Below are 7,691 nucleotides of genomic sequence, written 5' to 3'. Positions count from 1 at the left end.
AAATAATGGAGGTATCTAATGATAAACATGGTATTAAATGATAGAGAATTTAATGAAAATGATTTACTTGCATTTGAAGAAAAGACTGGTTATAAACTACCAAAAGATTATATTGATTTTTTGCAGCAATATAATGGTGGCTATGTAGAAGACGACACTTGTACTTACCACAACAACGGAGAGCAAAAATTCATTCTAACGTGTATGTTTGGATTAGCGACAGATGAAGCATACGATTTATTAAATTTATTTGAAATATATAAGTGTAGAATACCAATTAGTTGTATTCCAATTGGGCGTGATGCAGGAGGAAATATTGTATGTTTGAATTTATCGAATAATAGATATGGATATATTTATTTTTGGGATCATGAAAAAGAACTCGAATATGAAGACGGGGAAATGACTATTGACGATTTATATTATATTGCAGATTCCTTTAAAGGGTTTCTGAATTCTATTCAGGCGGATGAAATAAACTAATTTGAATTGAACTGACGTGATATAGTAAATTTGTAACACAAAAAAACTTAAGTGTTGTGTAGTAGGACTAACCATTCTTGCTTATTTGTAAGGATGGTCTTTTTTTGCATTTTTAGACTGACTATATCAACGGGATGTCACTGAAATCTACCAAGTCCTCGTCAAAGATGAAGTCATCGAAACCGCCGATGCACACACCCTACATGTAGACCAGGTTATCAAGCAGGATAAAAAGACCACCGTCTATTACTTTAAGGTGAAAGATTCTCATACGTATTATGTGTCGAATTTGAATGTGTTTACGCATAATATGTGTGCCATTCACAGGACTCCTGATGGTAGATTCGCTCCTGCTCCAGGATCCACATCAACCAATAATATATTCAATAACAGACCTGCTTATGCTAGAGGGCAAGTTGAGTATGTATGGCAATCAGCTAAAGATCAAAATGGAAGAGTTTTTGATTCTAATACAGGGCAAGAATTATTTTGGGATAAAACTAAGGCAAGAAAAGGTCAATGGGACATGGGGCATATACCAGGTCAAAAATATAGTGATATGAGAGATGCATATGGTAAAGGACTATTGACAGCTGATGAATTCAGAGCTTGGTACAGAAATCCAAACAATTAAATACCTGAATCTATATCTGGAAATAGAAGTCATAGATATGAATAAAGGTTAATGTAGAGATGTTGAATTTATTTTGCCAATGTTTATGTATAAAATGGAGGTAATATGAAATATTTTAGAGAAGCTAAAGATATTTGGAAAAATTATGTACCTAAAGAAGGTCAATCAAGTACAGTAGAAGGTGAATTAATAAGGGCGATTGAGAAACTTCGGTATGAAGCTCAAAATAATGGGAATGGTAACTACGATTTTGCATTTAATCTCTTTTGTACTTATATCGAAGAAACTCTTAGTGACCCAAATGTTTTTGATAGCAAAGTGTTAAAACAAATACAAGAAGATGTTCAAGTACTACGTAATTATAAACAACCGTACTTATCAGATGATTTGTATGACAGACTTACAGATTTTGTGATTGAATGGAGTAGGTTTTATAGAGGACCGATATACAGAGCAGAAGATCCTAAACAATACAGATAGTATTATCTGACAATTATTTTGAATATGTCACTCTTACTTCTTTAGTAGGGGTGATTTTTTCTTAATTCATGGCCGTATAATAATAGGTGGTTAGGTTGCCAGAAGTGTTGGTTCAGGGGAAAATTTTACTGCATCTCAGAAAGCTAAAATTATTGAAGAAAATAGGAAACGAAATGGTGGGGTAGTGAAATCGGATGATCCGAATGATTACTTTGATGTGCTTGTACAGCTGAGAAGAAGTCAGAGAGGTATTACTCCTCCACAAAATGAATAGCAGATTGATCATATTATTCCTAAAAGTCGTGGAGGAACAAATAGTTTTTCAAATGCGAGTGTTATATCAAGAAAGTTGAATCGAGAAAAGTGGGATAGATAAGGAGGAAAAATGAAAAATCCAGTAAAGGATCTAAACAGAAATAGCCTATGGGAAAGTTGTATTTTATCCTCAGTAGCTCATGCTATCATGGTTGCACATTACCCAGAAATTGCACATGAGCGCTCATGGGATGGTGTTAACTACAACAGACAAGATAGTCAAGGTGGGAGAGGAACGATTACTTTTCATTCAGATTATTGTGTTGCAGCTTTTAGAAGTGAAAGTAGTATTCGCTATTCAATGAGTCGTTTCAAAGAAGCCCAAAATTATTTAAGAGGAGCTCCAAGTAACATAATTCATCTTGCTCAAACAGATGCGTTTCAGTACCTTCTTGAGGAAAAAGGAAGCCGAATTGTCCCCTCAATAACAACTGCATTTTGGATTATAGAAAATAAATATCACTCAACAGATTCATATGACCTAATGTACCAACATGGAGGTTATTTACTGGAGAATGAACTTTTGGATATACAGGAAGCCTTTGATGCTTTGACAGAGGAATATGAAATGACCAAGGATCAATCAAGTTTGCTACGGTCTATTTTTTAAAAAAAGATAGCAAATCCGAATATCGGAATACTGCTAACTAAAGAAGAAATTGATAGGATTGAATGTGATGATCCCGAAGGTCTAGAAGAGAGTCGAATCTCTTTTGAGGAGATTAATATCCATTTCTCAAATTAAAAACGAATAGGATACATTTCTACTCTTGTAATCAGAAATAAATATTTTACCTGTGAATGAAACCACCAGTTGCTAGTTTAGCTGCCTACTGGTGGTGATTTTTTTGTTTAGCGATGGGCCACTAGTTATCAACTATTACTCTAGCACTTACATATGTGCACTTTTTACTAGTTATGATATACCAAAAACACAACAAATTTGGACAAGTCAGCCAGTCGGTTATTCCAAATGGCAATACGACCAGCTACAGCTATTTCCAAGATGGACTACCGAAACAAAAAACAACACGTAAGTCCGATCAAACCTTGCTGAACCAGCATACAACTACGACCGCAACCGCATACTGACGCAAACCGTAGATGGAAAAACAAATTCCTACCTCTACGACAGCTTAGGTAGCCTCCGGATGGTGCACGATGGCACAAAAACAACAGAGAAATACCAATACGATGGCTTTAGTCGTCTCATCCAAATGCAAAAATGGATGACCAAGGGTAAGTGAATACCACGTCCTATATCTATGACTCCTTGAACCGCACCACCTTCAACTATCTCGATCTATCTGACGATGTCATCAGTGAAGAAGTAGCCAGTAAAATCATTCGATCCTACAAGTACGCACCATGAGGAGCCCATCTCTCGATTCAGCACCACGACAAAGACGAAGTCTCCTACTATGGCACCAACGCCCGTGGTGATAAGGTAAAGCTTGCCGATTGGAAATGTGGTAAAAAGAAAAGGAAAGCCAAAGGTCAGAAAAAAGGAAATGAATCCCGTAAGGGGAAAACTTGTAACCCTAGAGGTGGATGTGTATCTAAGTCAACAAAAGCTGAATTGAAGAATGATAGGAGTTTCTTTCTATGACTCCGGGTGTAAGTGAGTCAGCTGATATTACTATTCTTATTACAGGATATGATCCGATTTATAAAGAGAACACATCAAAATTGTGAGCAGTTGCAGGGCTTATATCGCCAGTCGGTGGAGCAGGATCGATAAAAGGGGCAATGAAAGGTGGTAAGAGTGCGAAGACAAGACCACAATTTGATGAGTTATCATTAGATTTAGCGCAAAAAAGAGCTGCTGAAATTAAAGTAACTCGTAGTAAAAAAAGATAGACCTACAGTAACCTCTGCTGCTGTAGATAGTCGAACTGGAAATGTTTACTATGGTACAAGTGGTAGTGGAACGACACCGAATAATATTCATGCTTCTTTAGATTCGAGACTACCAGAGAAAAGCTTAACCGGTGTAAGCAATACTGCTAATTGTGCTGAGATAGCAAGTATAAACAATGCATTAAATGGTGGTGCAAAAATAAATGATTTAGTTATGAGTACTGTATGGACACGAAATGGGAAACCTAGAAGTCGGTGTGCCAATTGTAAAATTTCAACACAAGGAGTTCGAGTACCAACAGACTAATCCTATGTTCAATTATTTTAAAATGTTAAAGTGGGTGTGTTAATGGATTTAATTAAAGAACTTCAATTAATTTCAATAAGAGGACGAGTAGCATATGCGACTATTTGTGTAGATACACTGTGTAAAAGATGGGAAATTAAAAGCTTTACTATGAATAAATTTATTAATGAAATGAAAAATTTTACTCATACAATTAATATAGAGGAGTGGGATTTAATTATTCGAAGTTATCTTCCAGATGAGGATACGTTGGAAGACTACGCTTTCACATTTGGCTATAAAACATTATCATTAGACAAACAGCAAGTTATGTTTAATGTGTTTGAGGAGTTTATAGACGTTGGACAAGGAAATATGTACTCAGCTTATGATAGTGAGATTACGTTAGAACCATTAATGAATTTAATACAAATTTTACAGGAAAATGACATTGAACTTCCTGATATTATGCCATTTAAGAAATCGAAAGCAACAGAACAAGATGGATGGGGAAACCCTGTTTCATACGAATATTTTCAGTCAAACGAATAGATTTTCATAAATAAAAAGATGCCACTTCTAACATTTAGTGTAGAAGGTCATCTTTTTATTATATTCAGTCCTCGCTAAGGATGAATTTACTGGAGAAGTCGCCTACAAAGAAGTAGAATGGCTATATCAACGGGATGTCACTGAAATCTATCAAGTCCATGTCGAAGATGAAGTCATAGAAACCACAGCTGAACACCTCTTCTGGGTAAAAGGAAAAGGATGAGTCGACGCCAAAGATCTAACACCAGAAGACCTGCTCCTCAATGATTAAGGAGAAGAACTTTCGATAGACCGAGTAGTTAAGAAGGAAAAAAGGGTAAAAGTCTATAACTTTGAAGTAGAAGATTATCACACGTATTTTGTCTCCGATTTACATGTATGGGTGCATAATAAGTGTGAAGAAGAAGTGGTTCAGTATACTCGAAAGCAAATGTTTAATCAAGCTAAGAGAGATGCAGGTATACCTACTTCATCAAGCCCATCTAAGCAGGGATGGATAAATAAATATAGTGGGGGAGAAAAGGCGAGAATATATGAATTTGGAAATGGAAGACATTATATAATCGAGCATAGAAACGATAAATTTGGAAGAGGACCCCATTTTCATGTTGGAGATCCTAAAGATCCAAACCTAAGTATGTTCACAGATGGATCTAGATATTTCAATTGAACTAAAAATCGATCAGGGTATCAAGGACATTACTCTGAGGATTTTAGAGGCTTTAAGTAATTATGAAAGACATGGACGTAGACATGTGCCCTATGTTCATGTCTCTATGTTAGCTCAGGGAGTAAAAACATACATGGAAAAAGAAATAAGAAAAAAAAGATGGAAAGATTAGTGCTGGAAAATAAATCAAAAAAAGATATAGAGAATATTATTGGGATATACAAAGAAAAGTTAGGAATACATCTTACTGAGGATCATTTTCTTAAATTAAATGAATCTAACAATATACTATCATCAGTGTATGGAGGTATTATACTTAGATATAGAAATGAGGAATTTTTAAATTATAATGTTTTTAAAAAAAGATAATTTATAGTTTAGCAATTGACTGGCAAGATGGATGATCAATGCACTATTCTCAATCTAAATATAAATGGTGATGAAAACAGGAAGTATGGTATTGAATTAAAACTGAAAGAATGTATCCATTTGTTAGAAAGTACGGAGAGCAATTTTTGTGATGGAAAACTGAACACAGATGTAGTAATTGTATCTAATATGCTTAAATATGGCTTCGCAATTGAAGTGGAGGAATATGCCTACTTAATTACAGTATGGGGCATTTCTGATGAGTACCATGCATTATAAGCATCTTTATCGATTGTTTTCAGAGAGGACACTAGAACAAAGTGACCTGATCAAGCAAATTTATAACAAATATAGGATACATTTCTACTCTTGTAATCAGAAATAAATATTTTACCTGTGAATGAAACCACCAGTTGCTAGTTTAGCTACCTACTGGTGGTGATTTTTTTGTTTAACGATGGGCCACTAGTTATCAACTATTACTCTAGCACTTACATATGTGCACTTTTTACTAGTTATGATATACCAAAAACACAACAAATTTGGATAAGTGAGTCAGTCGGTTATTCGAAATGGCAATACGACCAGCTACAGCTATTTCCAAGATGGACTACCGAAACAAAAAACAACACATAAGTCCGATCAAACCTTGCTGAACCAGCATACACTTACGACGGCAACCGCATACTGACCCAAACCGTAGATGGAAAAACAAATACCTACCTCTACGACAGCTTAGGTAGCATCGGGATAGTGATCGATGGCACAAAAACAACAAAGAAATACCAATACAATGGCTTTAGTCGTCTCACTCAAATGCAAAAAATGGATGACCAAGGTAAAGTGAATACCACGTCCTATACCTATGACTCCTTCGACCGTACCATCAGCCGCACAGGCAACGTCGAGATGCTATTCGATGAAAACGGAAATACCCGTGCGACCTACGGCTACACCATGTCCGGTGAAAACCAAAAAGAAGCCTTCACCGGACACCGGAAAGCCATGTACAATCCGTACCGCTACACTGGGAAACGCTGGGACGACGATACCGAAACCTATGACATGGGCTTTAGAAACTACAATCCAAGCATCGCTCGTTTCGATACCCGGGACATGTACGCCGATGCCGCGCAAGATATTGGACTGGCGATGAGTTTAGCCAATATGACGCGCTATGCCTTCACCGGAGGAAATCCAATTAGTTATAGCGACTTGGATGGACACTTTCAAGCTCAAGCTGGTGGTACCGGCAGAGCCATTAATGATAAAATCGTCCAAGCTCCAACTATGGCAAATCCGAAACCAGATTATTGTACCCGTGCTTCTTGTGGTTCAACTAAAAAAACAAAAAAAGTGGTGGATCTAAGCCAACTAAAAAAGACAGGCAGGACAAGGCCAAAGATGGTCTCAAAACAGGTTCAACGACAATTCAAACCAGTCTAGCAGGAATTACTTACGATATGAAAATGAATATATCTGGCAATATGTGCGCGATCGGAGGAGGATTCGTTCGAGACTGGTGGGGGCTAGCAACAGATAGTGAACATCAGAAATGGCTTTTAGACACCTGGTCAAGTGTGAATCACTTTATCTCCACCAAAAGCTACTTTAAATCTGTGAAGGGAATTAGCCAGAATGTTAATAGCAATGTAACAAATATTACCAAGCAAGGAAAAGGTTTATTATCTACAATAGGAGATACCTTTAAAAGGAGCGCAAACACTCCAGAAATATCTACCACTTATAACTTAATGAAAATAGGTGCGAAAGAAGTTGCTGGTGTAGGTGTTGCGGTAGGGATTGGTGAATCTATTTACAACTGGAATCACGGAGAATGGGCAGATTTAAGTATTCGTGTAGGAGAAACTTTAATGTCAGGTGCCGGCTTGATGACGGTATGAGGAGCAGGCACAGCACTAGCGACTGCGAGTCGGATTGGCTTTCTTTGCCCGAGGTTATACGTCAAAAATGGTAAGTCATTTTCGTGAATAACATTATATGTAAAAATGCCCCCATGGATTTCGATGATCTATGGGGGA

8 protein-coding genes and 4 pseudogenes are annotated in these 7,691 nt (G+C 36.7%); all 12 read left to right on the top strand.

Annotation, left to right across the window (positions count from 1 at the left end):
• The first annotated feature begins 18 nt into the window (after positions 1-18).
• The 12 genes and pseudogenes from IC619_RS14025 to IC619_RS13960 all read left to right on the top strand — a co-directional run bounded on the left by IC619_RS14025 (position 19) and on the right by IC619_RS13960 (position 7,553).
• Positions 19-483, top strand: a complete 465-nt coding sequence (locus tag IC619_RS14025; protein WP_191140762.1) for an SMI1/KNR4 family protein — start codon at positions 19-21, stop codon at positions 481-483.
• A 295-nt stretch (positions 484-778) separates the two neighbouring features.
• The gene (locus IC619_RS14020) at positions 779-1,117 is read left to right on the top strand and encodes a GH-E family nuclease (protein WP_213260935.1); all 339 of its coding nucleotides are present in this window, start codon (positions 779-781) and stop codon (positions 1,115-1,117) included.
• Between the two features lie 105 nt (positions 1,118-1,222).
• Positions 1,223-1,597, top strand: a complete 375-nt coding sequence (locus tag IC619_RS14015) for a hypothetical protein (RefSeq protein WP_191140760.1) — start codon at positions 1,223-1,225, stop codon at positions 1,595-1,597.
• A gap of 274 nt (positions 1,598-1,871) precedes the next feature.
• Positions 1,872-1,973, top strand: a pseudogene (locus IC619_RS17400) (HNH endonuclease domain-containing protein); the annotation flags it as partial.
• Positions 1,974-1,982: 9 nt separating this feature from the next.
• Positions 1,983-2,657 (top strand): annotated as a pseudogene (locus IC619_RS14005) (hypothetical protein).
• A gap of 1,116 nt (positions 2,658-3,773) precedes the next feature.
• Positions 3,774-4,079: pseudogene (locus tag IC619_RS17395) on the top strand (YwqJ-related putative deaminase); the annotation flags it as partial.
• Between the two features lie 42 nt (positions 4,080-4,121).
• Positions 4,122-4,610: a hypothetical protein gene (locus IC619_RS13990; RefSeq protein WP_191140758.1), complete on the top strand. Its 489-nt coding sequence runs from the start codon at positions 4,122-4,124 to the stop codon at positions 4,608-4,610.
• A gap of 49 nt (positions 4,611-4,659) precedes the next feature.
• Positions 4,660-4,995, top strand: a pseudogene (locus IC619_RS17390) (polymorphic toxin-type HINT domain-containing protein); the annotation flags it as partial.
• A 45-nt stretch (positions 4,996-5,040) separates the two neighbouring features.
• On the top strand, positions 5,041-5,280 hold the full coding sequence (locus tag IC619_RS17385) for an HNH/endonuclease VII fold putative polymorphic toxin (protein ID WP_191140757.1): 240 nt from the start codon (positions 5,041-5,043) through the stop codon (positions 5,278-5,280).
• Positions 5,281-5,676: 396 nt separating this feature from the next.
• A complete protein-coding gene (locus IC619_RS13970) occupies positions 5,677-5,928 on the top strand; it encodes a hypothetical protein (protein WP_191140756.1) in 252 nt (83 codons plus the stop codon).
• A 474-nt stretch (positions 5,929-6,402) separates the two neighbouring features.
• Positions 6,403-7,095, top strand: coding sequence for an RHS repeat-associated core domain-containing protein (locus IC619_RS16880; protein WP_191140755.1), 693 nt, complete (start codon positions 6,403-6,405; stop codon positions 7,093-7,095).
• A 17-nt stretch (positions 7,096-7,112) separates the two neighbouring features.
• The gene (locus tag IC619_RS13960) at positions 7,113-7,553 is read left to right on the top strand and encodes a hypothetical protein (RefSeq protein WP_191140754.1); all 441 of its coding nucleotides are present in this window, start codon (positions 7,113-7,115) and stop codon (positions 7,551-7,553) included.
• Positions 7,554-7,691 lie beyond the last annotated feature (138 nt).

This window comes from Polycladospora coralii, assembly GCF_014773435.2.
Classification (GTDB): domain Bacteria; phylum Bacillota; class Bacilli; order Thermoactinomycetales; family Thermoactinomycetaceae; genus Polycladospora; species Polycladospora coralii.
Note: the sequence above shows the minus strand (reverse complement) of the source record. Positions and strands in the feature narration are given on the sequence as shown.

What these genes read in the sequence shown, in the direction of transcription:
- IC619_RS17385 (WP_191140757.1), top strand. Translation starts at nt 5,041, where the DNA reads ATGTTTAATCAAGCTAAGAGAGATGCAGGTATACCTACTTCATCAAGC.
- IC619_RS13960 (WP_191140754.1), top strand. Translation starts at nt 7,113, where the DNA reads ATGAAAATGAATATATCTGGCAATATGTGCGCGATCGGAGGAGGATTC.
- IC619_RS14025 (WP_191140762.1), top strand. Translation starts at nt 19, where the DNA reads ATGATAAACATGGTATTAAATGATAGAGAATTTAATGAAAATGATTTA.
- IC619_RS14015 (WP_191140760.1), top strand. Translation starts at nt 1,223, where the DNA reads ATGAAATATTTTAGAGAAGCTAAAGATATTTGGAAAAATTATGTACCT.
- IC619_RS13990 (WP_191140758.1), top strand. Translation starts at nt 4,122, where the DNA reads ATGGATTTAATTAAAGAACTTCAATTAATTTCAATAAGAGGACGAGTA.
- IC619_RS13970 (WP_191140756.1), top strand. Translation starts at nt 5,677, where the DNA reads ATGGATGATCAATGCACTATTCTCAATCTAAATATAAATGGTGATGAA.